Source organism: Pseudomonas sp. 1L-B-1-E-C1 (genome assembly GCF_057291835.1).
This window is the reverse complement of sequence record NZ_JBXAWN010000004.1, coordinates 160,880-185,512: the sequence shown is the minus strand read 5'-3', so window position 1 is coordinate 185,512 and position 24,633 is coordinate 160,880. Positions and strand designations below refer to the sequence as shown.

The 24,633-nt window shown below is 61.5% G+C and carries 24 protein-coding genes; 10 read left to right on the top strand and 14 right to left on the bottom strand.

All coding sequences use genetic code 11. The annotated features are described in order from the left end of the window. Window position 1 precedes the first annotated feature (1 nt). From ptsN to AC0Z4S_RS09090, 3 genes are read left to right on the top strand one after another with little or no spacing between them, the layout of a single operon-like run. The gene (gene ptsN, locus AC0Z4S_RS09100) at window positions 2-466 is read left to right on the top strand and encodes a PTS IIA-like nitrogen regulatory protein PtsN (protein ID WP_253499052.1); all 465 of its coding nucleotides are present in this window, start codon (window positions 2-4) and stop codon (window positions 464-466) included. Between the two features lie 2 nt (window positions 467-468). Next, window positions 469-1,326: an RNase adapter RapZ gene (rapZ, locus tag AC0Z4S_RS09095; protein WP_485622733.1), complete on the top strand. Its 858-nt coding sequence runs from the start codon at window positions 469-471 to the stop codon at window positions 1,324-1,326. A gap of 15 nt (window positions 1,327-1,341) precedes the next feature. Next, complete coding sequence (locus AC0Z4S_RS09090; RefSeq protein WP_071174390.1) at window positions 1,342-1,617, top strand: HPr family phosphocarrier protein; 276 nt, start codon at window positions 1,342-1,344, stop codon at window positions 1,615-1,617. A gap of 34 nt (window positions 1,618-1,651) precedes the next feature. Here the strand turns inward: AC0Z4S_RS09090 and AC0Z4S_RS09085 are convergent, their stop codons facing one another. From AC0Z4S_RS09085 to pmbA, 6 genes are all read right to left on the bottom strand, one after another. Beyond that, complete coding sequence (locus tag AC0Z4S_RS09085; protein ID WP_485622732.1) at window positions 1,652-2,545, bottom strand: ZIP family metal transporter; 894 nt, start codon at window positions 2,543-2,545, stop codon at window positions 1,652-1,654. 30 nt (window positions 2,546-2,575) lie between these two features. Then, complete coding sequence (locus AC0Z4S_RS09080; RefSeq protein ID WP_485622731.1) at window positions 2,576-3,187, bottom strand: superoxide dismutase; 612 nt, start codon at window positions 3,185-3,187, stop codon at window positions 2,576-2,578. Between the two features lies 1 nt (window position 3,188). Continuing rightward, window positions 3,189-3,629: a hypothetical protein gene (locus AC0Z4S_RS09075; protein ID WP_065615788.1), complete on the bottom strand. Its 441-nt coding sequence runs from the start codon at window positions 3,627-3,629 to the stop codon at window positions 3,189-3,191. A 27-nt stretch (window positions 3,630-3,656) separates the two neighbouring features. After that, window positions 3,657-5,033 carry a class II fumarate hydratase gene (locus AC0Z4S_RS09070; protein ID WP_485622730.1) on the bottom strand — a complete coding sequence of 459 codons (1,377 nt, stop codon included), beginning with the start codon at window positions 5,031-5,033 and terminating at the stop codon, window positions 3,657-3,659. Then, window positions 5,014-5,421 carry a FagA protein gene (locus AC0Z4S_RS09065; RefSeq protein WP_485622729.1) on the bottom strand — a complete coding sequence of 136 codons (408 nt, stop codon included), beginning with the start codon at window positions 5,419-5,421 and terminating at the stop codon, window positions 5,014-5,016. The genes AC0Z4S_RS09070 and AC0Z4S_RS09065 overlap by 20 nt, the downstream gene beginning before the upstream one ends. 252 nt (window positions 5,422-5,673) lie before the next feature. Next, entirely contained in the window at window positions 5,674-7,020 is a 1,347-nt protein-coding gene (gene pmbA / locus AC0Z4S_RS09060; RefSeq protein WP_024011613.1) for a metalloprotease PmbA, read from the bottom strand. Between the two features lie 108 nt (window positions 7,021-7,128). On the opposite strand from pmbA, the gene yjgA reads away from it, so the two are divergent. After that, the gene (gene yjgA / locus AC0Z4S_RS09055; protein WP_253499032.1) at window positions 7,129-7,653 is read left to right on the top strand and encodes a ribosome biogenesis factor YjgA; all 525 of its coding nucleotides are present in this window, start codon (window positions 7,129-7,131) and stop codon (window positions 7,651-7,653) included. Window positions 7,654-7,704: 51 nt separating this feature from the next. Here the strand turns inward: yjgA and tldD are convergent, their stop codons facing one another. From tldD to mreB, 8 genes are all read right to left on the bottom strand, one after another. Next, complete coding sequence (gene tldD / locus AC0Z4S_RS09050; RefSeq protein ID WP_093104683.1) at window positions 7,705-9,147, bottom strand: metalloprotease TldD; 1,443 nt, start codon at window positions 9,145-9,147, stop codon at window positions 7,705-7,707. Between the two features lie 4 nt (window positions 9,148-9,151). Beyond that, window positions 9,152-10,012 (bottom strand): carbon-nitrogen hydrolase family protein, encoded by an 861-nt coding sequence (locus AC0Z4S_RS09045; protein WP_485622728.1) that lies wholly within the window; start codon window positions 10,010-10,012, stop codon window positions 9,152-9,154. A gap of 145 nt (window positions 10,013-10,157) precedes the next feature. After that, complete coding sequence (locus tag AC0Z4S_RS09040; protein WP_485622727.1) at window positions 10,158-13,961, bottom strand: YhdP family protein; 3,804 nt, start codon at window positions 13,959-13,961, stop codon at window positions 10,158-10,160. Between the two features lie 75 nt (window positions 13,962-14,036). Then, a complete protein-coding gene (gene rng / locus AC0Z4S_RS09035) occupies window positions 14,037-15,494 on the bottom strand; it encodes a ribonuclease G (RefSeq protein WP_016771696.1) in 1,458 nt (485 codons plus the stop codon). A 58-nt stretch (window positions 15,495-15,552) separates the two neighbouring features. Further along, complete coding sequence (locus tag AC0Z4S_RS09030; RefSeq protein ID WP_485622726.1) at window positions 15,553-16,149, bottom strand: Maf family protein; 597 nt, start codon at window positions 16,147-16,149, stop codon at window positions 15,553-15,555. Between the two features lie 37 nt (window positions 16,150-16,186). Beyond that, window positions 16,187-16,678 (bottom strand): rod shape-determining protein MreD, encoded by a 492-nt coding sequence (gene mreD, locus AC0Z4S_RS09025; protein WP_042608773.1) that lies wholly within the window; start codon window positions 16,676-16,678, stop codon window positions 16,187-16,189. Next, complete coding sequence (gene mreC / locus AC0Z4S_RS09020) at window positions 16,678-17,781, bottom strand: rod shape-determining protein MreC (RefSeq protein ID WP_485622861.1); 1,104 nt, start codon at window positions 17,779-17,781, stop codon at window positions 16,678-16,680. Before mreC ends, mreD begins: the two co-directional genes overlap by 1 nt. 305 nt (window positions 17,782-18,086) lie before the next feature. Continuing rightward, complete coding sequence (mreB, locus tag AC0Z4S_RS09015; RefSeq protein ID WP_002555108.1) at window positions 18,087-19,124, bottom strand: rod shape-determining protein MreB; 1,038 nt, start codon at window positions 19,122-19,124, stop codon at window positions 18,087-18,089. A 211-nt stretch (window positions 19,125-19,335) separates the two neighbouring features. Between mreB and gatC the strand changes: the two genes are divergently transcribed. The 6 genes from gatC (at window position 19,336) to AC0Z4S_RS08985 (ending at window position 24,553) form a co-directional block, all read left to right on the top strand. After that, a complete protein-coding gene (gene gatC / locus AC0Z4S_RS09010) occupies window positions 19,336-19,623 on the top strand; it encodes an Asp-tRNA(Asn)/Glu-tRNA(Gln) amidotransferase subunit GatC (protein ID WP_024011606.1) in 288 nt (95 codons plus the stop codon). Between the two features lie 16 nt (window positions 19,624-19,639). Then, the gene (gene gatA, locus AC0Z4S_RS09005) at window positions 19,640-21,091 is read left to right on the top strand and encodes an Asp-tRNA(Asn)/Glu-tRNA(Gln) amidotransferase subunit GatA (protein WP_042608774.1); all 1,452 of its coding nucleotides are present in this window, start codon (window positions 19,640-19,642) and stop codon (window positions 21,089-21,091) included. Between the two features lie 10 nt (window positions 21,092-21,101). After that, window positions 21,102-22,547, top strand: coding sequence for an Asp-tRNA(Asn)/Glu-tRNA(Gln) amidotransferase subunit GatB (gene gatB, locus AC0Z4S_RS09000; protein ID WP_016771702.1), 1,446 nt, complete (start codon window positions 21,102-21,104; stop codon window positions 22,545-22,547). Window positions 22,548-22,696: 149 nt separating this feature from the next. After that, complete coding sequence (locus tag AC0Z4S_RS08995) at window positions 22,697-23,068, top strand: septal ring lytic transglycosylase RlpA family protein (protein ID WP_042608775.1); 372 nt, start codon at window positions 22,697-22,699, stop codon at window positions 23,066-23,068. A gap of 31 nt (window positions 23,069-23,099) precedes the next feature. Continuing rightward, window positions 23,100-24,176, top strand: a complete 1,077-nt coding sequence (locus AC0Z4S_RS08990) for a calcium/sodium antiporter (RefSeq protein ID WP_485622860.1) — start codon at window positions 23,100-23,102, stop codon at window positions 24,174-24,176. Then, window positions 24,173-24,553, top strand: a complete 381-nt coding sequence (locus AC0Z4S_RS08985) for a carboxymuconolactone decarboxylase family protein (RefSeq protein WP_485622725.1) — start codon at window positions 24,173-24,175, stop codon at window positions 24,551-24,553. The genes AC0Z4S_RS08990 and AC0Z4S_RS08985 overlap by 4 nt, the downstream gene beginning before the upstream one ends. The last annotated feature ends 80 nt before the right edge of the window (window positions 24,554-24,633 follow it).

Below are 24,633 nucleotides of genomic sequence, written 5' to 3'. Positions count from 1 at the left end.
CATGATCCGACTTGAAACCATCCTGACCCCCGGCCGTTCCCAGGTGAACGCGCCGGGCGGCAGCAAGAAAAAAGCCCTCGAACAGATTGCCAACCTGATCCACCGCGAAGTGCCGGATCTGGCGATGCAGGATGTCTTCGAGGCGCTGATCGCCCGTGAAAAACTCGGTTCCACCGGTTTTGGCAACGGCATCGCCATTCCCCACTGCCGCCTCAAGGGCTGCACGGCGCCAGTCAGTGCCCTGCTGCACCTCGAAGCTGCGATTGATTTCGACGCCATCGACGGCGCCCCGGTAGACCTGTTGTTTGTGCTGCTGGTCCCGGAAGCCGCGACCGATGCGCATCTGGAATTGCTGCGCCAGATCGCCAGCATGCTCGATCGCAAGGAAGTGCGCGACAAACTGCGTAGCGCCCCGAGTAACGAAGCCTTGTACCAGGTCGTACTGGACGAGCAGAACGGGCACTGATCATGCGTTTGATTATCGTCAGTGGCCGTTCGGGCTCGGGTAAAAGTACCGCCCTGAATGTCCTTGAGGACAACGGTTACTACTGCATCGACAACCTGCCGGCCGGCTTGCTGCCGGAACTGGCCGAGCGCGCGCTGATCCACACCGAGCTCGCGCAGCCGCTGGTTGCCGTGTCGATCGATGCGCGCAACCTGCCCAGCCATCTGTCACGTTTCCCGGAATTGCTCGAAGATGTGCGTGCCAAGCATATCCAGTGCGATGTGCTGTATCTGGACGCCGACGAAGAAACCCTGCTCAAGCGTTTTTCCGAAACACGCCGTCGCCACCCGCTGAGCAACGCCAATCGCTCACTGGCCGAAGCGATTCAGGATGAAAGCGCCCTTCTCGGGCCGATCGCCGATCTGGCCGACCTGAAAATCAACACCACCAACCTGAATCTGTATCAACTGCGCGACACCCTGAAGTTGCGCCTGTTGAATCAGCCGGAGCCCGGTACCGCATTCCTGGTTGAATCTTTTGGCTTCAAGCGTGGCATGCCGGTCGATGCCGATCTGGTCTTCGATGTGCGCTGCCTGCCCAATCCGTACTGGAAACCGGAGCTGCGCGCGCAGTCCGGACTCGATGCACCTGTGGCCGAGTACCTGGCGGAACAGCCGGATGTCGAAGAAATGTATCAGGACATCTACACCTACCTGAACAAGTGGCTGCCACGTTTCGCCGCCAGCAACCGCGCCTACGTCACCATTGCCATTGGCTGCACCGGCGGGCACCACCGCTCCGTCTACCTGACCGAACGCCTGGGTCAGGCCCTGCAGAAAACCCTGAAGAACGTCCAGGTTCGCCACCGCGACCTCACCTAAAGGATTCACACCGCGATGCCTGCTCGTGAAATCGAAATCATCAATAAGCTGGGTCTGCACGCCCGGGCGTCAGCCAAATTTGTCGGCGTAGCGGGTCAGTACCCAGACTGCACGATCAGAGTGGGTCGCACGCCAGAGACGACTGTCGACGGCAAGAGCATCATGGCGATGATGATGCTGGCCGCTGGCAAGGGCACCAAAATTTATCTGAGTACTGAAGGCGAACAGGCTCAGGAAGCCATGGACGCCTTGGTCGATCTGATCGAAAGGTATTTCGACGAAGGCGAGTAATCCTTGGGGCGAGGACAACGTTCCTCGCCTCCATTCAACCCAACGCCGTATCCATCACCATCATCAGACAAAACCCGATCAGCAAACCAAGACTCGCCAGTTTGTCATGCCCATGACGACGCGACTCCGGGATCACTTCGTGAGTCACCACCAGCAACATCGCCCCGGCCGCCAGTGCCAACCCCAGTGGCAACAGCACTTGAGCCAGACTCACCAGCCACGCACACAACAGCGCGAACACCGGTTCGACCAGCCCTGACGCCGCGCCGATCAGAAAGGCCCTGACCCGCGACATCCCCGCCCCGGCCAGCACCAACGCAATCACCAGACCTTCCGGCACATCCTGCAACGCGATGCCCATCGCCAGACTGTCGGCGTCTGCCATGCCGCCACCGGCAGACACGCCGACCGCCATGCCTTCCGGAATGTTGTGCGCGATGATGGCGAACACGAACAGCCAGATGCGCGGTGGAATCACCGGATGCTCGAGCGTGCCGACGAGCATCTCCGGCGAGGCACCGGACACCCTGCGATCCACCAGATACAGGCCGAACGCGCCGAGCAGGATGCCAAAGCAGATCAGGCCACTGGCGGCCCACGGCGTCAGGCCAAGACTCTCAGCCGCAGCGATGCCCGGTACAATCAGCGAAAACGCCGTCGCCGCCAGCATCACCCCGGCACCAAATCCCAGCAAGGTGTCGCTGAGCGCTTGCGGCATGCGCCGGATCACCAGCACCGGCACCGCGCCGAGTGCCGTGCCCAAGGCACAAATAGCGCCGCCCTGCAGCGCGCGCAGCAGCTTCGGTTCCAGATTCAGCCAGTGCAAACCGTGGGCGACCAGCAAAGTCATCCCCGCCAACAGCAACAGCGAGCCCACCGCGTAACGAAACATCCGCCTGCTGCCAATCGCCAGTGTTTCAGTGCCCATAGTCAGCCCTGGATTGTTTTTATTGAAGGCTTAAACCAGTGCGGCCTGATAGCGCGCAGCAACTTCCGGCCAGTTGATCACGTTGTAAAAGGCGTTGATGTATTCCGGACGACGGTTCTGGTAGCGCAGGTAGTAGGCGTGCTCCCAGACGTCGAGCCCGAGAATCGGGGTATTGCCGTTCATCAACGGACTGTCCTGGTTGCCACTGCTTTCCACGATGAGCTTTTTCTCCGGTGTCACGCTGAGCCAGGCCCAGCCACTGCCGAAGCGGGTCAGCGCGGCTTTGGTGAACGCTTCCTTGAAACTGTCGAGTCCGCCCAGCTGCTCGTCGATGGCCTTGGCGAGCTCGCCGTCGGGTTTGCCGCCCCCATTGGGCACCATCACTTCCCAGAACAGCGAATGATTGGCGTGACCGCCGCCCTGGTTGATCACCGCCGCGCGAAGTTTTTCCGGCAGTTGCTCAACGCTGGCGACGAGCTTTTCCACCGGCCACTCGGCAAACTCGGTGCCTTCAACCGCCGCGTTGAGGTTGTTGATGTAGGTCTGGTGGTGCTTGGTGTAATGAATCTCCATGGTCTGCGCATCGATGTGCGGTTCGAGGGCATCGTAGGCGTAAGGCAAGGCAGGCAAGGTAAAAGCCATTTCAATGGACTCCATGCTGATGAGAAGTTGAGGCGCGGCGGGCATTGCCGGTGTCGGGATGCAGCAGGCGTTGGGTGCGCGGGTATTCACCATGCTCACTGATGAAATTCAACAGTTCGACGTAGGTCTTGCTGCTCTGGCGCAGCGCCGCCTCACGCAGGGCCGGGCGCAGGCGTTCGTCCTGCATGGTCTGCAACAGGCGTTGATGGATGGCGCACAGGTACTCGGCGCTCTCCTCCGGTTGGTTCAGGCGCAGATGCAGGTCGGCGAGGTTGTGATGAGAGACGACGCAGGCCGCCACCGCTTCGTCGGCATCCGCCCAGCGTTCGAACAGCACTTGCGCCAGGGCCAGGGCTTGCAGGTAAGCCTCGCGGGCGTCGATCAATTCGCCCAGCATGAAGCAGCGATTGGCCCGTTCGATCGTGCGTTTCCAGTGCTCCATGGTGAGCCTCCAAAGCGGTTGCAGGTTTTACACGCCGCCGGCGGTGAGCTTCTCGGGGTTGAGCAACTCTTCCAGCTGGCTGCGCGACAGGTCGGTGTGTTCCAGAGCAACGTCGATCACCGCGCGGCCTTCCCGGTAAGCCTGCTTGGCGATGTCGGCAGCTTTCTGGTAGCCGATGATGGGGTTGAGGGCGGTGACCAGAATCGGGTTGCGCGACAACGCTTCTTGCAAGCGCGATTCGTTGACCTTGAAGCTGGCAATCGCCTTGTCACCGAGCAGACGACTGGAGTTGGCCAGCAGTTCGATGCTGCTCAGCAGGTTCTGCGCGATGATCGGCAGCATCACGTTCAGTTCGAAATTGCCGGATTGACCGGCCACGGTGATCACCGAGTCGTTGCCGATCACTTGCGCGGCGACCATGGCCGTGGCTTCCGGAATCACCGGGTTGACCTTGCCGGGCATGATCGACGAACCCGGCTGCAGCGCTTCGAGTTCGATTTCGCCGAGGCCGGCCAGCGGCCCGGAGTTCATCCAGCGCAGATCATTGGCGATTTTCATCAGCGACACGGCAGTGGCCTTGAGCTGGCCGGAGACAGCGACGGCGTTGTCCTGCGAGCCGATCAAAGCGAAGAGATCCTTGCCGGGGGTAAATTGCACGTCGGTCAACTGGCTCAAATGCCGACTGAATCGCGCGGCAAACTCCGGATGCGCATTGATCCCGGTGCCCACCGCGGTACCGCCCTGCGCCAGGGATTGCAGACTCGGCAGTAAGTCCTGCAGATGCCCGATGTTGGCCTTGAGCTGCTGCGCCCAGCCGTTGAGCACCTGGCTCATGCGCACCGGCATCGCGTCCATCAGGTGGGTGCGGCCGGTTTTGACATGGTGGTGCACCTGTTCAGCCTTGCGCTCGATGACCTGGACCAGATGCAACAGCGCTGGCAGCAATTGTTCATGCAGCGCCAGCGCGGCACTGACGTGAATGGTGGTCGGGATGATGTCGTTGCTGCTCTGCCCGCAGTTGACCTGATCGTTGGCATTGACCGGCTCGCCGAGCATGCGGCTGGCCAGCGTGGCGATCACTTCGTTGGCGTTCATGTTTGAGCTGGTGCCGGAACCGGTCTGGAAGATATCCACCGGAAAATGCTGCATGAAATCGCCTTCGAGCAGACCTTGCGCGGCGTCGCTGATGGCTTTGCCTTGCGAAGCGCTGATCTGGTTCAGCTCGACGTTGGCGCGCGCGGCAGCGGCTTTGGCGAGAATCAGCGCGCGGATGAACTGCGTCGGCATCGGCTTGCCGCTGATCGGGAAGTTGTCCACTGCGCGCTGGGTCTGCGCGCCGTAGAGCGCGTCGACCGGCACCTGCAGCTCGCCCATGCTGTCGCGCTCAATACGTGTCTTGGTCATTCGAATGTCCTTGCAGCAAATCAATGAGAGGAATCGACGGTTGCAACTCGCAGGTGGCGAGCTGCCAGGTGTAGAGTTGCCAGCGCTGCAAGCGGCATTGGCACAGCGACAGGCGCTCCATTTCACGCAACGGGCGCCAGGCTTGATCGAGACAGACGCTGCGCCAGTGCCACGGCAGCGCGATATCGGTGGCGGTATCGAGCAGCAGGCGGAAAGACGTTTCAGCGACGATCCACGGCGAAGTGGCTGTGCAACAGGACAGATAGCGCCCTTCGGCGAGATAGTGTTCGATCAGACGCGGTTCGTCAGGATCCAGTGCGCAACGGATCTGGCGGCTCATCCAGCGCCAGCTTTCGAGGTAGGGCTGCTCGTGCAAGGCAGAACTCATGATCCGGGACTCGTTCGGAGATGAGATTTATTATTAGATGATAATGAGAACCAAAACAAGAGATCGAATTTGCGCTGCTCATTTGTGGGAGCGAGCCTGCTCGCGAATGCTTCTGGCCGGTTGGGATGTTTTGTCCGGTCCACCGCTTTCGCGAGCAGGCTCGCTCCCACAAGGAATTTGTGGCGAAGCGAATAAAAAAGGCGCGCCATCCAGAACGGATGGCGCGCCTTTTTGAATGGGCGGAATTTCGATTTAGCTGCCGGCGACGGTCATCCGCTCGATCAATACCGAACCGGTGCGGATGTTGCTGCGCAGCTCAAGATCATTACCCACCGCAACAATCTGCTTGAACATGTCGCGCATGTTGCCGGCGATGGTCACTTCCTGCACGGCGAACTGGATCTCGCCGTTCTCGACCCAGAAACCCGCCGCCCCGCGCGAGTAATCGCCAGTCACCATGTTCAAGCCATGGCCCATCAACTCGGTAACCAGCAAGCCTCGGCCCATGCGTTTCAACAGCGCTGCCTGATCCTCATCGCCGTGGGTGACGAAAAGATTGTGCACACCGCCCGCGTTGGCGGTGCTCGGCATGCCCAGTTTGCGCCCGGAGTAGGTGCCAAGTATGTACGAGACCAATTCGCCCTTCTCGACGAACGGTTTGGCGTAGGTCGCCAAGCCATCACCGTCATAGGACGCACTGCCCATGGCGCGCATCAGATGCGGACGCTCATCGATGGTCAGCCATTCCGGAAACAGTTTCTGGCCCAGGGTACCTTCGAGGAACGACGATTTGCGATACAGGCTGCCACCGGACACTGCCGAGAGGAAGCTGCCGAACAGGCCGCCCGCCAGCTCCGCGGAAAACAGCACCGGCACTTCGCAGGTCGGCACCGGACGCGCGCCCAGACGGCTGGCCGCCCGCTGCGCAGCTCGCTGACCAATGCTCACCGGATCGGCGAGCAAACTGCCCTGACGATTGACGTCATACCAGTAATCGCGCTGCATCTGGCCATCGGCTTCAGCGATCATCACGCAACTGAGGCTGTGCCGGGTCGACGCGTAACCGCCGATAAAACCGTGGCTGTTGCCATAAACCCGGCAGCCCTGATGGGTGCTGAGGGTGGTGCCGTCGGCGTTCTTGATCCGCGCATCGGCATCGAAAGCCGCGGCCTCGCAGAGCAGGGCCTTCTCGATGGCCTGCTCAGGCGTGATGTCCCACTCGTGGAACAGGTCGAAATCCTGCACATCCCTGGCCATCAGTGCCGCATCGGCGAGGCCCGAGGCTTCGTCCTCGGAGGTGTGTTTGGCGATGGCCAGCGCTGCTGCTACCGTTTCACGAATCGCCTCAGGGCCAGTGGCCGAGGTGCTGGCCGAGCCTTTGCGCTGGCCGACGTACAGGGTGATGCCAAAGCCCTGATCACGATTGAATTCAACGGTTTCGACCTCGCGCTGACGCACCGAGGTCGACAGGCCCTGCTCCAGCGACACCGCGACTTCACAGGCGCTGGCGCCCTGGCGCTTGGCTTCGGCGATGATCTGCTCGACCTGTTCTTGCAGTGCCGGCAATGCCTGCGGGCCGACGCTTTGAACTGCACTCATGCTCATCTCCACTCAAATTCTGCTTTCGGCTGGGGTCATCGAGCGACCGGGCCGGACAAGCGGCCCCCGACTGGTTATCATGGCGGCGTTTCTTTGCGGACTGCCACCATGGTTGATTCTTACGACGACTCCCTCGATACGGGAGAAAAAAGCAAATCTCAGGTCAAACGCGAGTTGCATGCGCTGGTTGACCTCGGCGAGCGCCTGACCACACTCAAGCCTGATCTGGTCGCCAAACTGCCCTTGACCGACGCTCTGCGCCGGGCACTGGCCGATGCGCCCAAGCACACCGCGAACATCGCGCGTAAACGGCATTTGCAGTTCATCGGCAAACTGATGCGCGATCAGGACACTGACGCGATTCTGACTCTGCTCGATCAACTCGATGCCTCCACTCGCCAGTACAACGAGCGTTTCCATAATCTGGAACGCTGGCGTGACCGCCTGATCGCGGGCGATGACGCCGTGCTGGAGAAATTCGTCGTCGAGTACCCGGACGCCGATCGCCAGCAATTGCGTTCCTTGATCCGTCAGGCCCAGCATGAGGTTGCGCAAAACAAACCACCTGCCTCGAGCCGCAAGATCTTCAAATACATTCGGGAGCTGGACGAGACTCAACGCGGCCTGCGTTGAAAATCGCCACCGGGTGGCCGTGCTGCGCGCCACCCGAAAGCCCCACCTTTCTTATGCGCCCGTGCCACCCACGGTGATCGCATCGATTTTCAGCGTTGGCTGGCCGACACCCACCGGCACCGACTGCCCATCCTTGCCGCACGTGCCCACACCGCTGTCCAGCGCCAGATCGTTACCGACCATCGACACCCGGCTCATCGCCTCGGGGCCGTTGCCGATCAACGTCGCGCCTTTGACCGGCGCGGTGATCTTGCCGTCCTCGATCAGATAGGCCTCGCTGGTGGAAAACACGAACTTGCCACTGGTGATGTCGACCTGACCGCCGCCGAGGTTGGCGCAGTAGATGCCCTTCTTCACCGAGGCAATGATTTCCGCCGGGTCGCTTTCGCCACCGAGCATGTAGGTGTTGGTCATACGTGGCATCGGCAGGTGCGCATAGGATTCGCGGCGACCGTTACCGGTACGCGCCACGCCCATCAGCCGCGCGTTGAGCTTGTCCTGCATGTAGCCCTTGAGTACGCCGTTTTCGATCAGCGTGGTGCACTCGGTTGGCGTGCCTTCGTCATCGACACTCAGCGAGCCGCGACGGCCGCTCAAGGTGCCGTCATCGACGATGGTGCACAGCTTGGAGGCAACCATTTCGCCCATGCGTCCGCTATAGGCCGAACTGCCCTTGCGGTTGAAATCGCCTTCCAGACCATGGCCTACCGCTTCGTGCAGCAGGACGCCGGACCAGCCGGAACCGAGCACCACCGGCAAGGTACCGGCCGGCGCAGGGATCGCCTCCAGATTGACCAGTGCTTGACGCAGTGCTTCGCGGGCATAGCCCATGGCGCGGTCTTCGGCTAGGAAGTAGCGGTAATCGGTACGCCCGCCGCCGCCATGCCCGCCGCGTTCGCGCCGGCCATTCTGCTCAACAATGACACTGACATTGAAGCGCACCAGTGGTCGCACATCGGCGGCCAGACCGCCATCGGTGGACGCGACAAGGATTCGCTCCCAGACCCCTGCCATGCTCACGCTGACCTGCTGGATCCGTGGATCGAGCGCGCGGGTGGCGACGTCAATGCGTTTGAGCAATTCGACTTTTTCCGCGCGGCTGAGCACTTCCAGCGGATTATCCGGCGCGTACAGTTGCGCGACGTCCTGAGTGCTGAACGCCTGCACGGTGCCGTTCTGCCCGGCGCGGGAGATCGAGCGCGCGGCACGGGCCGCGGCACCGAGGGCTTCGAGGGTGATCGCGTTGCTGTAGGCAAATCCGGTTTTTTCACCGGACTGCGCCCGTACGCCGACACCTTGGTCGAGGTTGAAGCTGCCTTCCTTGACGATGCCGTCTTCCAGCGCCCACGACTCGGAGATCTGGCCCTGGAAATACAGGTCGGCGGCATCGATGCCCGGCCCGGCCAGATCGCCGAGCACGCCTTGCAGGCTCTCGATCGTGACACCGCCGGGTGCCAACAGGTGATCACTGACTGAGGACAACAACTCGCTCATAGGTTTACGCCTTAAATTCGTGTTCTGAAGCAGGCCGCTGGGCGCCCTGCGAGAAAAACCGCCGATGACGCGTCACCGGCATGCGCGCCCGGATGGACGCTTGTTCATCGCTGTCGCGTGCGGCCAGCAACACCGCCTCGCCTTGATCCTGCTGGGCCAGCAGGCGTCCCCACGGGTCGACAATCGCCGCATGCCCGAAGGTTTCGCGCGGCCCCGGATGGGTGCCGCCCTGTGCTGCCGCCAGCACATAACATTGTGTTTCGATGGCCCGTGCACGGATCAGCACATCCCAATGCGCGGCGCCGGTCACGGCAGTGAACGCCGACGGTGCGGTAATCAACTCGGCACCGGCGGCGCGCAATTCGCTGTACAGCTCCGGGAAGCGCAAGTCATAACACACGCTCAGACCAACGCGACCTACCGGGGTGTCGGCCACCACTACATTACCGCCATAAGCATAGTCATCGGATTCGCGGTACCGGCCGCGATTATCCGCCACGTCGACATCGAACAGATGCAGCTTGTCATAGCGCGCGACGAATTCGCCGTGTTCGCTGATCAACAGCGAGCAGGCATTGGCCTTGGCCGTGGGTTGACCCAGCGGTGGCAACGGCAATGTACCGGCGACTATCCATAAGGTGAGGTCGCGGGCGGTCTGTTTCAACCAGGGCAGGATCGGCCCTTCGCCCAAAGCCTCGGCGCGGCCGATATCGGCAACGTCACGACGGCCCATGGCGGCGAAGTTTTCCGGCAGCACCGCGAGTTTCGCCCCGCCAGCGGCTGCCTGCTCGAGCAGGCGGCGGGCCTGGGCCAGGTTGGCCAGCACGTCGCTCTGGCTGACCATTTGAATCACCGCTAAAGACATGGCCGCTCCTCGGGATTTACGCAGAACTGTGTAGGAGCTGCCGAAGGCTGCGATCTCTTGATCTTGATCTTCAAAAACAAGATCAAAAGATCGTCCGATCGCGGCCCGAGCCTTCGGCAGCTCCTACCGGGGTAGTGTCTGCTAGTTAAAAAGGCTTGTCGAAGGTGATTTTCGGCTCTTTCCATGGGCCTTTGACGGTGTACTTGACGCTGGCGAAGCGCGCCACGCGGTCACCGATCAGCTTGTCGATAAGGAATAACGCGCCGCCTACCGCCGGTGCGCCGACGATCAGCGCAGCAATCGGCAGGTTGTTGGTCACCGGCAAGGTTACCAGCAATTTCGCATCGACCTTGTCGTCAACCAGGTCCAGCGTGCCGTCCAGCTCAAGGTTGCTCGAAGGCCCGGTCAGGCGAATCGGCTCACGGGTAACGTAGACGCCGTTGTTCGCCACCAGCAAACCTTTGACCCGGTCGTAACTCAAGCCTTTGCCGAACAGGTCGGAGAAATCCAGACGCAGGCGCCGGCCGATCGAATTGAAGTTGAGCAGGCCGAACACCCGCAACGCCTGAGCGCCGCCCTCCACTTCAACGAACTGGCCCTTGTTCAGCGAGGCGTCGAGAGTGCCGGAGAAACGCTTGGTCGCCAGCCACGCCGGCGAACCCGGCCAACGGCCGTCGACGTCCATGTGGAATTCTTCACTGGTCACGCTCGGCGCGAAGCCCCAGCCCTTGAGCACGTCAGCCAGGTTCTTGCCGCCAATGCGGCCCTTGTACCAACTGCTGGTCGAACCCGGCGTGCCTTCCCAGCCGCCATTGCCTTGCAGGAGGATGCCTTTGAGACCCATGTCGAGGTTGTTCAGGGCGATGCCTTTGGCGGTCGGCCTTACTTTCAGCGACCAGCCACCGACCAGATCGGGACCGAGGAACAGTTGGTTGAGGGTGATATCCAACGCCGGGATTTTCGTCGGGTCGACAGAGGCCAGTGGATCCGGCGCGTTTTCGTCAGCCTGAACGGCCGGGTCCGGCGCCGGCAGTTTCACGTATTGCAGATTCACCGCGATCGGCACGCCCTTGGCGTCCGGCAGACTGGCGCTGCCCTTGGCCTGCTGGCTGTCGAGAGCGAGATTCCATGCGCCGGGCTTGCGATTGATCTGCACCGAGGCCTGGTCCAGTGTGGTGCCGAACGCGGTTAGTTTGCCGACCTTGATGTCAGCGCTGCTGAGCAATTGCTTGGCGCTGCCGCCCGGATCCTGGCCGGCGTATTTATTGGCCAGATCCTGCCATGGCGCGACGTCCAGCTCCGACAGCACGCCGCGAATCCGCAGGCCTTTGGCACCCGGCAGGACCGCTTCGCCCGTGCCGAGAAACAGCTCGCCACGGCCATCGGCGAAATTGCTCGGCGGCGCGGCGAAGGTGAAATTGGCCAATTGGTCGTAGTTGACCCAGTAACGCCGCTCCTGCCCTTGCAGGGTCATGCGGAACACCGTGTCCCGCCCGACATCGGCGGCCATGCCGAACGGCGCCGGCAGATCCACTGCCACGCCTTTGAGGCTGGAGCTGACCATCAACTGGCTATCGGCCCCGGAGAGATTCAGCTGCAACTGATAAGGAATGATCCCGGACACCGGCAACGGTTGGGTGACGCCCAGCCAGTCGGTGAGCTTTTTGACTTCGACCTGCCCCGACGCAGCCACCCGAGTCTTGATCTGGTTGGGGCTGCCATCGGCGAAGATCTGCGCAATGACCGGTTTGTCGAAGGCCCGCGCAGAAATGTTCTGACCGCTGAGGCCCTTGTTACTGTCGAAGCGGAAATCGCCCTTGAGCTGGCTCAGTTCCAGCTTCGGTTCGGCCAGCTTCAGCCGCGCATTGGCGGTTTTGAAATCGACGAGGATTTTTGGCTGATCGCCCTTGGCCAGCGGAATATCGAGCTTGAGCTTGCCATTGAGATCACCCGCGCCTTCCCAGCCGGCAAAGGTTTCGCCGGTACCGATCGGCGCATCCTGAAGAATTTTCAAGCCATCGCCGAGGCCGCCGGCAAACGCACCATCGAGGAACAGATGGCTGTTCTGCCCGGCCGGTACATGAGGAATATTGACGAAGACATCGCTGACTTGCGTATCGAGCAACTGGCCTTTGCTGGCCCAGATGCGCACGCCGCTGTCCTCGATGAACACGTCACCGCTGACCTTGCTCACATGCGGCCACCCAGGTTGAAAGGCCAGCTCGGCGTCGTGCACTTTGAAGAACAGACTGATGCTGCGGTCAGCCTCACCGGCGTTCTTGTTCAGCGAACCCTGGTACTGGAAGAAGCCCTGATCCACCGCACCTTTGAGGATCGCCGTGCGCAGCCATTCATCAAGCGCGGGGCTCAACACGGCCGGCAGGTATTTAGCGGTATAGCGACCGTCGCCGTCGACCAGACCGACGCGCAGGTCCATGTAATCTTCCTGGCTATGGTCGAAGTGCAGGCGGATGAGGAAGTCGCCGGCAATCTTGCCCTCCTCGCCCAATACCTTGAGGTATGGCGCAATCAGGGTGAAGCCATCCTTGTCGAGCTTCCACGTCAGCCGGGCATTGGCCTGCAGGTATTGCCACGGCTTGGCGAAAATCGGATCGAGGTGCAAGACGAAATCCTTGCTGTCGAGGCGCAACTCGCCGCCGTCGAGATTGCCGCTGAGGCTGCCACTGACATTTCGCGCCGCCGGGGCGCCGTGGTAGGCGTCGAAACCGACGTTGTCGAGGTTGGCGGCAAAGCCGAATTTGTTGCCGTCGGTGGCAGTCGGGCGGAAGTCCAGCAGCACATTACGCAGGCCGCCGGTTACCTTCAAACGCTCGACCACTGTGGCGAAGCTTTGCGGCAACGGCCCCAGCGCATTGAGCAGCGGCGTGATCGGGGTCAGATCGAGGCGATCCGCCTGCAAATGCCAGAGCTCTTCAGCCTTGGCGCTAGCGCGGGTCTGCTGTATCTGCACGCGGGATTCCCAGCGGGTTTCGCCAAAGCTCATCGCCAGTGAATCGAGGGTGACTTTCACCCCTTCGGCTGTGTTGCGGTAATAGGCGTTGAGCGCCAGATTATTGATCTGGATTGGCTTGCGCTCGGCGTAGGCCCCCGTCACTTGCGGCGCATTCAAGCGCAACGCGGCGCTCTGCAATGCGCCTTCGGCCCAATCGATCCAGAGTTCGCCGCCGGCCTTGATCTCGGAAAAATTCCATTGCTGGGTCAGGCGCTCGGGGAGCCATTTCGACCAGTCGCTCTGTGGCAGGCTGGCGTAACCCTCAATGGCGCTGTTCTGCCATTGATCGGGACGAAGCTGGCTGCGCAGGCTCAGCGCGACGGGCTGGCCATCGGGCAAGGTCAGACGCGCGTCGAGACGCTGGCGGCTGGCGCCGGTACGCAGATTGAGGCCGACATAGGTGAGCGTCATGGGCGGGTGATCGAGCGGTTGCAGGGTCACCTGGCTGTCGAGCACCGACAGTTGCTTGATCATCTGCGAGCGCTGGAACAGTTGCGCCGGATCGAACGGTTGATCCTTCTGCACCGGCAAGCCTTCCAGCGCCCAGGTGCCGTCTTCGGCTTCCTTGAGGCTGATCTTCAGACCGTTGAGTTCGATATGCGCGAGGCGTACTTCGCGGGCCAACACACTGGCCCACAGATCCGGCACTACCCGCACCCGATCAAGGCGCAGCGCATTGGCGCCGTCACCGACCATCACGTCATGGGCCAGCAGGATCGGCGCGAAACCGCTCCAGTTGCCTTCCAGCTCGCCAATCTGCAAGGGCATGCCGAGGGCGGCGCTGGCCTTGTCTTCGATGTCGGCGCGGTATTCCGCCACCAAAGGCGTCAGCTCGCGGCCGAGGCTGACGTATAGCGCCATCAACACCAGAACCAACGCGCACAGGCCCAGCCCCCAGCGGGTGAGTGCGGCCAGTATGCGTGTCAGACGCTCCATGTCAGTTGGCTCCCATGGCAAAAAAACTGCGAAAAGCTGAGGCCAGCCGCGTTGAATGAAAGGTGTTGCAGGGCTTCAGAGCAGCACCACGTCATATTGTTCCTGGGAATACATGGTTTCCACCTGGAAGCGTATGGTGCGACCGATAAAGCCTTCAAGCTCGGCGACGTTACCGGACTCTTCGTCGAGCAGACGGTCGACCACTTTCTGGTTGGCCAGTACCCGGTAACCCTCGGCCTGATAGGCACGAGCCTCGCGCAGAATCTCGCGGAAGATCTCGTAACAGATGGTTTCGGCGGTTTTCAGTTTGCCCCGTCCCTGGCAACTGCTGCACGGTTCGCACAGCACCTGTTCAAGGCTTTCGCGGGTGCGCTTGCGGGTCATCTGCACCAGGCCCAACTCGGTGATGCCGATGATGTTGGTCTTGGCGTGATCGCGCTCCAGCTGCTTCTCCAGAGTGCGCAGGACCTGACGCTGGTGCTCTTCATCTTCCATGTCGATGAAGTCGATGATGATGATCCCGCCGAGATTGCGCAGGCGCATCTGCCGGGCAATCGCGGTGGCCGCTTCGAGATTGGTCTTGAAAATGGTTTCTTCGAGGTTGCGGTGACCGACGAACGCCCCGGTATTGACGTCGATGGTGGTCATGGCTTCCGCCGGATCGATCACCAGATAGCCGCCAGACTTCAGCGGCACCTTGCGCTCCAGCGCGCGCTGGATTTCGTCTTCGACACCGTACAGATCGAAGATCGGTCGTTCACCCGGGTAGTGTTCCAGACGATCAGCGATTTCCGGCATCAGTTCGGCGACGAACTGCGTGGTTTTCTGGAAGGTTTCCCGGGAATCGATGCGGATTTTCTCGATCTTCGGATTGACCAGATCGCGCAGGGTGCGCAGGGCCAGACCGAGGTCTTCGTAGATCACGCTCGGCGCGGCGATGGTCTTGATCTGTTCGTTGATCTGGTCCCAGAGGCGGCGCAGGTAACGGATGTCCATAAGGATTTCGTCAGCGCCCGCGCCTTCAGCGGCGGTGCGCAGAATGAAGCCGCCGGCTTCCTTGATGCCTTCTTTGGCCACGCAATCACTGACCACCTGCTTGAGGCGCTCGCGTTCGGCTTCGTCTTCGATCTTCAGGGAAATGCCAACGTGAGCGGTGCGCGGCATGTACACCAGATAGCGCGAAGGAATCGACAGTTGCGTGGTCAGACGTGCGCCTTTGGAACCGATCGGATCCTTGGTGACCTGCACCACCAGACTCTGGCCTTCATGCACAAGCGAGCTGATGCTTTCTACCGCCGGGCCTTCGCGCAGGGAGATTTCAGCGGCGTGAATGAAGGCGGCGCGATCGAGGCCGATGTCGACGAATGCCGCCTGCATGCCCGGCAGGACGCGGACGATCTTGCCTTTATAGATGTTGCCGACGATCCCGCGTTTCTGCGTGCGCTCGACGTGGACTTCTTGCAGCACACCGTTTTCGACCACCGCCACGCGCGACTCCATCGGCGTGATGTTGATCAGAATCTCTTCACTCATGGCAGGATCTCGTTCAGGCATGTTCACGATAGTGGCCGCATCTGGATTCGTACGACGCTCAGGGCGTGTTCAGGTTTTGCCAACAGGGTATGCCGAAATGGCCCAACACCTCGCAGGTTTCGCACAATGGCAGGCCGACCACCGCTGAATAGCTGCCCTCGAGCCCGGCGACAAACACCGCACCGAGGCCTTGAATGCCATAGCCGCCAGCCTTGTCACGCGGTTCGCCACTGGCCCAGTAGGCACCAGCCTCTTCGCGACTGATGGAGCGGAAACGCACCCGACTGCGTACCACCCGCGACTCGCAGCGCTCGCCTTCGCGCACGGCGATGGCGGTCAGCACTTCGTGTTCGTTGCCGGACAACATCATCAGCATGGCGCATGCATCGGCTTCGTCCACCGGTTTGCCAAGAATTTTGCCGTCGAGCACCACAGCGGTATCGGCGCCGAGCACGCAGACCGGCTGGTCAGAGACGACCGAGCGGCGACCGGCCTCAGCCTTGCCACGCGCAAGGCGTTCGACATAGGCCGAAGGGGATTCTTCAGGAAGCGGGGTTTCGTCGATGTCCGCGCTGATGGCGGAGAACTGCACGCCGATCTGCGTGAGCAATTCGCGGCGACGCGGTGAGCCGGAGGCGAGGTAAAGCAGTTTCATCAAAACATCTCCCTGTTCAGTGCCCTGCTTCACCGGCTCAATAGATTCTGTAGCGTCGGCACATCCCGCGCAGGGCGAAGCTGACCCACGGCCAGAGCAAGGCACTGACCAGCGCCGGCAAGACCAACGCCAGGGTCGGCTGGCGGTTGCCGGTCAGAGCACTCAGCCACAGTTGCGCCAATTGTGCGAGGCCGAAGATCACCAGGATCACCAGGCACTGCTGCCACATCGGGAACATGCGCAGACGCTGCTGCAACGACAATACCAGGAAGGTAATCAGGGTCAGGATCAGCGCGTTCTGCCCAAGCAGGTCACCCTGCAGGACATCTTCGGCCAGCCCCAGACAGAACGCCGTGACCATGCCGACCGTGTGCGGCATGTACAGCGCCCAAAAGGTCACGAGCAAGGCCAGCCACAGCGGGCGGAGGATTTCCATGAAGATCGGCAACGGTGAAACGCTGAGCAGGATGCCGACGAAGAAGGTCAGCCAGATCATCCAGCCGTTTGCGGATTTTTTCGCGCCGACCATTATTCTCGTCCCCCGGTAGTCGCTGGCGGTTTCGCCGGTGGTTTGCTGGCGGCCGGTGGCTTGGCCGCGGCCGGCGCGGCAGCGGGCGGTTTGCTCGCGGCGGGCTTGACTGGCGTGGCGGCAGGCGCTGCAGCTTCGGCGGCCGGCGCGGCGGTCGCGGTGGAAGGCGTGGCAGGCATGATCAACGGTTTCGGCACGCTGGCCGGCAACATCGGGCCGCCACCGTGGGCGTCGAGCTGTTCCTGGGCCTGCGCCGCATCATTGGCACGTTCCTCGGCGGTGCGGCTGTCACTGAACACCAGCAGCAGGTAGCGGCTGCGGTTCAGGGCGGCGGTCGGCACGGCGCGGACAATGGCAAACGGTTGGCCGGAATCGTGGATGACTTCCTTGACCGTGGCCACCGGATAACCGGCCGGGAAACGCTGGCCGAGACCGGAACTGACCAGCAGATCGCCTTCCTTGATGTCCGCCGTGTCGGCGACATGACGCAATTCCAGACGCTCCGGGTTGCCGGTGCCACTGGCAATCGCGCGCAGACCGTTGCGGTTGACCTGCACCGGAATGCTGTGGGTGGTGTCGGTCAGCAGCAGAACACGCGAGGTGTAAGGCATCAACTCCACCACCTGGCCCATCAGCCCGCGGGCATCGAGCACCGGCTGGCCGAGCACCACGCCGTCGCGCTCGCCTTTGTTGATGATGATGCGATGGGTGAAGGGGTTGGGGTCCATGCCGATCAACTCGGCCACTTCGACCTTTTCGTTGACCAGTGCAGAGGAATTGAGCAGCTCGCGCAGCCGAACGTTCTGCTCGGTCAGGGCCGCGAGCTTTTGCATGCGTCCCTGCAACAGCAGGTTTTCGGTCTTGAGTTTTTCGTTTTCGGCGACGAGCTCGGTGCGGCTGCCGAACTGGCTGGCGACCCCTTCCCACAAGCGGCCGGGCAGGTCAGTGATCCAGTAGGCGTCCATGAGCACCAGCGACGCTTGTTTGCGCGCGGGCTTGAGCAGGTCGAAACGCGCATCGACCACCATCAGCGCGACCGCGAGCACGGCCAGCACCAACAGGCGCACGCCCAACGAAGGGCCCTTGGTGAAAAGCGGTTTAATAAGCCGCTCCTCCCAGGCAAATGTTCTGTTTATTCATACGGCATCAAACCGGCCTGGATGAAGACTGACAGAAGATAAACGCCAACAGGCAGCACTGCAAAGTGCTGCCTGTGCGCTCACCCACGTATTGCATTCGAAGCATCAAATGGTGTGAAAGCGTAGCGAGCGACGGCAAGACAAGGCAAAAACAGGCGAGGAAGCGGAGTTTACGGGTTGTAAATGAGCATTCCGAGCCTGTTTTTAATGCAGTATTGCGCGCGTAAAGCCGAAGGCTCCCAGCCCTGAGTAGCTTTCACGCCGTTTGATTATTCGCTCGAAAGCAGGTCCATGGTGTGCTTATCCATCATTTCCAGCGCACGGCCACCGCCGCGAGCAACGCAAGTCAGCGGATCTTCGGCAACGATCACCGGCAGACCGGTTTCCTGGGCCAGCAGCTTGTCGAGGTCACGCAGCAGTGCGCCACCACCGGTCAGCACCAGACCACGCTCGGCGATGTCGGAAGCCAGTTCCGGCGGCGATTGCTCCAGGGCGCTTTTCACGGCCTGAACGATGGTCGCCAGCGACTCTTGCAGAGCCTCGAGCACTTCGTTGGAGTTCAGGGTGAATGCGCGTGGAACGCCTTCGGCCAGATTGCGACCGCGAACATCGACTTCACGCACTTCGCCGCCCGGGTAGGCGGTACCGATTTCCTGCTTGATGCGCTCAGCGGTGGATTCACCGATCAGGCTGCCGTAGTTGCGGCGCACGTAGGTGATGATCGCTTCGTCGAAACGGTCGCCGCCGACACGGACGGATTCGGCGTAAACCACACCGTTGAGGGAGATCAGGGCGATTTCAGTGGTACCACCACCGATGTCCACGACCATCGAACCGCGTGCTTCTTCAACCGGCAGACCGGCACCGATCGCAGCGGCCATCGGCTCTTCGATCAGGAACACTTCACGGGCACCGGCGCCAAGGGCCGATTCACGGATGGCACGACGCTCAACCTGGGTGGACTTGCATGGAACGCAGATCAGCACACGAGGGCTGGGCTGCAGGAAACTGTTTTCGTGAACCTTGTTGATAAAGTACTGCAGCATCTTTTCGCAGACGCTGAAGTCGGCGATCACGCCATCCTTCATCGGACGAATGGCAGCAATGTTGCCCGGCGTACGGCCGAGCATGCGCTTGGCCTCGGTGCCGACAGCGACGACACTTTTCTGGTTACCGTGTGTCCGAATGGCCACAACCGATGGCTCATTCAGGACGATACCGCGCTCGCGCACGTAAATAAGGGTGTTGGCAGTGCCCAGGTCAATGGAAAGATCGCTGGAAAACATGCCACGCAGTTTCTTGAACATGGGAAAGGGACCCTAGGCAACGCGTGGGTAAAAAAGTGCGGCAAACTCTAACAACGACAGGGATTTTGGGCAAGGCGCCAATATGTTAAATTGGCCGCTTTTCTGTGCACCAAGCCCCACAATCGCGGCCTTATGACCGTAGAAGTGCGGTAGTGTTCCGACAATCTAACACACGGACGCCGTCCGTTCTGTTTTCCACTGGAGAATCCCGATGGCGCTAGAACGCTCCGACGTGGAAAAAATCGCGCACCTGGCCTGCCTTGGCCTCAACGATGCCGATCTTCCGCACATTACTTCCGCCCTCAACAGCATTCTCGGGCTGGTCGACGAAATGCAGGCCGTTGATACCGACGGTATCGAGCCGCTGGCCCACCCCCTGGAAGCCAGTCAGCGCCTGCGCGCCGACGTGGTGACCGAGACGAATAATCGCGAGGCCTACCAGTCCATCGCACCAGCGGTCGAAAACGGCCTGTATCTGGTTCCGAAAGTCATCGACTAAAGGGAAAGAGCCTGCAATGCATCAAATGACTCTGGCCGAGATCGCCCGCGGTCTCGCCGATAAAAAGTTTTCTTCCGAAGAGCTGACCAAAGTCCTGCTGGCGCGTATTACCCAGCTCGATCCGCAGCTCAACAGTTTCATCAGCCTCACCGAGGACCTGGCCATCGAGCAGGCGAAAGCCGCCGACGCACGCCGGGCCAATGGTGAGAGCGGCGCCCTGCTCGGCGCGCCGATCGCCCACAAGGATCTGTTCTGCACCCAGGGCATCCGCACCAGCTGCGGCTCGAAGATGCTCGACAACTTCAAGGCGCCCTACGACGCCACCGTGGTCGCGAAACTGGCCGCTGCCGGCGCCGTGACCCTGGGCAAGACCAACATGGACGAATTCGCCATGGGTTCGGCCAACGAGTCGAGCTGGTACGGCGCGGTGAAAAACCCGTGGAACCTGGAACACGTACCGGGCGGTTCGTCCGGTGGTTCGGCGGCGGCGGTTGCTGCTCGACTGTTGCCAGCGGCCACGGCCACTGACACCGGCGGCTCGATCCGTCAGCCGGCAGCATTCACCAACCTCACCGGCCTGAAGCCGACCTACGGTCGCGTTTCACGCTGGGGCATGATCGCTTACGCCTCCAGCCTCGATCAGGGCGGCCCGTTGGCGCGCACGGCCGAAGACTGCGCGATTCTGCTGCAAGGCATGGCCGGCTTCGATCCGAACGACTCCACCAGCATCGATGAGCCGGTGCCGGATTACTCCGCCAGTCTGGGCGATTCGCTGCAAGGCCTGCGCATCGGCGTGCCGAAGGAATACTTCAGCGCCGGTCTCGACCCGCGCATCGCCGAGCTGATCCAGAACAGCATCCAGCAATTGCAGAAGCTCGGTGCGGTGATCAAGGAAATCAGCCTGCCGAACATGCAGCACGCCATTCCTGCGTACTACGTGATCGCCCCGGCAGAAGCCTCCTCGAACCTTTCGCGTTTCGACGGCGTGCGTTTCGGCCATCGCTGCGAGAACCCGGAAAACCTCATCGACCTGTACAAGCGTTCCCGTGGCGAAGGCTTCGGCGCGGAAGTGCAGCGCCGGATCATGGTCGGTGCCTATGCGCTGTCCGCCGGTTACTACGATGCCTACTACCTGAAAGCGCAGAAGATCCGTCGTCTGGTGAAGAACGATTTCATGGCTGCGTTCAATGAAGTCGACATCATCCTCGGCCCGACCACGCCGAACCCGGCGTGGAAACTCGGCGCGAAGAACAGCGACCCGGTCGCAGCCTATCTGGAAGACGTCTACACCATCACCGCCAACCTCGCCGGCCTGCCGGGCCTGTCGATGCCGGCCGGTTTTGTCGACGGTCTGCCGGTGGGCGTGCAGTTGCTCGCGCCGTACTTCCAGGAAGGCCGCCTGTTGAACGTTGCCCACCAGTATCAGCTCAACACTGACTGGCACACCCGCACCCCAACCGGCTTCTGAGGAGACACACATGCAATGGGAAGTCGTGATCGGGCTGGAGATTCACACTCAGCTCACCACCCGGTCGAAAATCTTTTCCGGTAGTTCCACCACCTTCGGTTCCGAGCCGAACACCCAGGCCAGCCTGATCGACCTGGGCATGCCCGGCGTGCTGCCGGTGCTCAACCAGGAAGCGGTGCGCATGGCGGTGATGTTCGGTCTGGCGATTGACGCCGAGATCGGCCAACACAACGTGTTCGCGCGGAAAAACTATTTCTACCCGGATCTGCCGAAGGGCTACCAGATCAGCCAGATGGAATTGCCGATCGTCGGCAAGGGCCACCTGGACATTGCGCTGGAAGACGGCACGGTCAAACGCGTCGGCATCACCCGCGCGCACCTGGAAGAAGACGCCGGCAAGAGCCTGCACGAAGAATTCAACGGTGCCACCGGCATCGACCTGAACCGTGCCGGCACGCCGCTGCTGGAAATCGTGTCCGAGCCGGACATGCGCAGCGCCAAGGAAGCCGTGGCTTACGTCAAGGCGATCCACGCGCTGGTGCGTTACCTGGGCATCTGCGACGGCAACATGGCCGAAGGCTCGCTGCGTTGCGACTGCAACGTCTCGGTGCGCCCGAAAGGCCAGGTCGAGTTCGGCACCCGCTGCGAGATCAAGAACGTCAACTCGTTCCGCTTCATCGAGAAGGCGATCAACTCCGAAATCCAGCGCCAGATCGAACTGATCGAAGACGGCGGCAAAGTGATTCAGCAGACCCGCCTGTACGATCCGAACAAGGACGAGACCCGTCCGATGCGTTCGAAAGAGGAAGCCAACGACTACCGCTACTTCCCCGATCCGGACTTGCTGCCGGTGGTCATCGAAGAGTCGTTCCTCGGTGAAGTGCGTGCGACCCTGCCGGAACTGCCACCGCAGAAGCGTGAACGCTTCCAGAGCCAGTTCGGTCTGTCGGCTTACGACGCCAACGTGCTGGCCACCAGCCGTGAGCAGGCGGACTACTTCGAAAAAGTCGCGGCCATCGGTGGCGACGCGAAACTGGCGGCGAACTGGGTGATGGTCGAGTTGGGCAGCCTGCTCAACAAGCAGGGCCTGGACATCGAGGATTCGCCAGTGTCCGCCGAGCAACTGGGCGGCATGCTCCAGCGCATCAAGGACAACACCATTTCCGGCAAGATCGCCAAAGTGGTGTTCGAAGCGATGGCCAACGGCGAAGGCAGTGCTGACGAGATCATCGAAAAGCGCGGCCTCAAGCAAGTGACCGACACTGGCGCAATCTCCGCGGTGCTCGACGAAATGCTCGCAGCCAACGCCGAACAGGTCGAACAGTATCGCGCGGCAGACGAAGCCAAACGCGGCAAGATGTTCGGCTTCTTCGTGGGCCAGGCCATGAAAGCCTCCAAAGGCAAGGCCAACCCGCAGCAGGTGAACGAACTGCTGAAAAGCAAGCTCGAAGGCTGACCACAAATGGAGCCAGATCCAAAGCCTGGCTCCATCCCCTGTAGGAGTGAGCCTGCTCGCGATAGCGAAATGTCAGACACTGAAAAAGTGACTGTCGAACCGCTATCGCGAGCAGGCTCGCTCCCACATTTGTATCCGGGAAACCTTGAATGAAGCGCCTGTTTTTGAGCAGCGCCCTGCTCTCCCTGCTGGCCGGTTGCGCCAGTACTGACACCATCGACCCGCACGGTTACGACCAGACCGGCGTCGCCTCCTATTACGGAGCCAGACACCACGGCAAACGCACCGCCAGCGGCGAAGCGTTCAACCAGCATTCCCTGACCGCCGCCCACCGCCAGTTGCCGTTCGGCACGCGGGTGAAGGTCACCAACCTGAAAAACGATGAATCGGTCGTGGTCCGTATCAATGACCGTGGCCCGCACACCCGTGGCCGGCTGATCGATCTGTCGCGCGAGGCTGCCGACGAAATCGGCATGCTGCGCAGCGGCACCGCACGGGTCCGCGTACAGGCCCTCGACTGATGGAGCGCCGACCATTTTCGGACTAGCCGATCTGCCGCTGATCAACGTCATCGAATTGCTCAGCGGCCTGGTTCTTTTGATCATCGGCGCCGAGCTGATGGTGCGCGCCGCCGTGCGTCTGGCCGAGCGCCTGCATGTGCGCCCGCTGATCATCGGCCTGACCATCGTCGCCCTCGGCAGCAGCGCGCCGCAAATGACCGTCAGCCTGCAAGCGGCGCTGACCGACAACCCGGACATTGCCGTCGGCAGCGTGGTCGGCAGTGGCATCTTCAACATTCTGGTGACCCTCGGCCTGTCGGCGCTGATCATCCCGCTGCGCGTATCGCGACAACTGGTGCGACTCGATATCCCGCTGATGATCGGCGCCAGCCTGCTGGTGTTCATCCTTGCCTGGAATAAAGACCTCGGCCGCTTCGATGGCGTGTTGCTGCTCGGGGCTTTGGCGCTGTACCTCGGTTTGCTGTTCCGCCAGTCGCGGCATTCGACCCGACCACACAGCACGAGACCGGAGGACACGCAGCAATCCTGGCTGATCAGTGTGCTGATGATTGTCGCTGGCCTGGCCATGCTGGTGTTCGCCGGCCGCTTGCTGCTCGGCGCCGCCGTGGTCGTGGCCACCGACCTTGGCCTGTCGGAGCGGGTCATCGGCCTGACCGTAGTCGCGGTCAGCACTTCGCTGCCGGAACTGGCGACCTCGCTGATCGCCGCGTTGCGCGGGCAGCGCGACATTGCCGTGGGCAACGTGATCGGCGCCAATCTGTTCAACCTGCTCGGCGTGCTCGGGCTGACCGCGCTGCTCGCACCGACGCCACTGTCCGTTTCCCCCAATGCGCTGGATTTCGACCTGCCGGTGATGCTCGGCGTCGCTGCGCTATGTCTGCCAGTGTTTTACTCGGGCTATCGCGTGACCCGAGCCGAAGGCTTGCTGCTGCTCGGTTTGTATCTGGTCTACGGGCTGCACGTGGTGTCGTTCACCACCGGCATGCCGCTGGCCGGCAAGCTCGAGCGCTTGATGCTGTTTTATGTCCTGCCGGCGCTGCTGACGTTTCTGCTGTTCACGTCGATCCGCGCCTGGCGTCGCCAACACCACAAGAGAGATGTGCCATGAGCGAGTCGAAGCAGTCCGGGGTTGAGATCCGTCGTCAGGTCATGGGCGATGCGTTCGTTGATCGCGCGCTGGGCAATGCCACCGAATTTACCCAGCCGTTGCAGGATTTCGTCAATGAACACGCCTGGGGCGGGGTGTGGAATCGCGAAGGTCTGTCGCTGAAAACCCGCAGCCTGATTACCCTTGCAGCGTTGACTGCATTGAAGTGCCCGCAGGAGTTGAAAGGCCATGTGCGCGGTGCGCTGAACAACGGCTGCAGCGTCGAGGAGATTCGCGAAGCCCTGCTGCATTGCGCGGTGTATGCCGGCGTGCCAGCGGCGATCGATGCGTTTCGCGCGGCGCAGGAAGTGATCGACAGTTATCGGAAACCGCAGTGACCGCCTTCGCGAGCAGGCTCGCTCCCACATTTGCAATGCGCTTCCCTGTGGGAGCGAGCCTGCTCGCGAAGAGGCCCTGG